Origin of the sequence: Streptomyces lushanensis (assembly GCF_001700515.1) — a bacterium.
GTDB classification, from domain to species: domain Bacteria; phylum Actinomycetota; class Actinomycetes; order Streptomycetales; family Streptomycetaceae; genus Streptomyces; species Streptomyces lushanensis.
This window is the reverse complement of sequence record NZ_MAUD01000551.1, coordinates 1-567: the sequence shown is the minus strand read 5'-3', so window position 1 is coordinate 567 and position 567 is coordinate 1. Positions and strand designations below refer to the sequence as shown.

Below are 567 nucleotides of genomic sequence, written 5' to 3'. Positions count from 1 at the left end.
GGGCGCGGACGTGGTGACCAGGGCGATCGTGCGGGCCGTACAGACCGCGAAGACCGTCCGGGGACCCGGTGGGACGTTCCCTTCCTACGACGAGCTGTACGGGCTCGACTGACGGGCGCAGAGGCCGAATTGATGGGGGGCGCGCGGGAACTTGACGTACGCCCCCTTCGTTTTCCCAAACCTGGGACGCGATGTCAGCCCTAGGCGCTACGTTATGCAATCACCGAGTGACATGTGGCGACGGCCTGGAGACCCATCTTGAACGATCCCTACGAGACAACCGAGACGCACCTCGAGCGACTCCTGGGTCGGGCACTCAACTCCTTCGACCTGCCCGACGCACTGGTCGAAAAGCTCGACAGTGCGCTGGCGCACGCCAGTTCGCTGTGTTCCGCGCACCACAGTNNACCGGCACACCTTCCTGCTCAACGACGGCAGTTCGCTGACCCTGTGGGAGCTGGTGCACAACACCGGCCGGGACGGCGCGCGGCTGCACGAGGTGTACGGGGAGGAGTCCGAGGTGCGGCTCGCCGCGGCCCGGCTCTGCCATCCCAGCAGCCCGGAGGC

The 567-nt window shown here is 66.9% G+C and carries 2 pseudogenes; both read left to right on the top strand.

Annotated features, from left to right (window positions below):
- Positions 1 to 258: 258 nt before the first annotated feature.
- Positions 259 to 405 (top strand): annotated as a pseudogene (locus tag BFF77_RS37415) (DUF6227 family protein); the annotation flags it as partial.
- Positions 406 to 407: 2 nt separating this feature from the next.
- Positions 408 to 484, top strand: a pseudogene (locus BFF77_RS38325) (hypothetical protein); the annotation flags it as partial.
- Between the last annotated feature and the right edge of the window lie 83 nt (positions 485 to 567).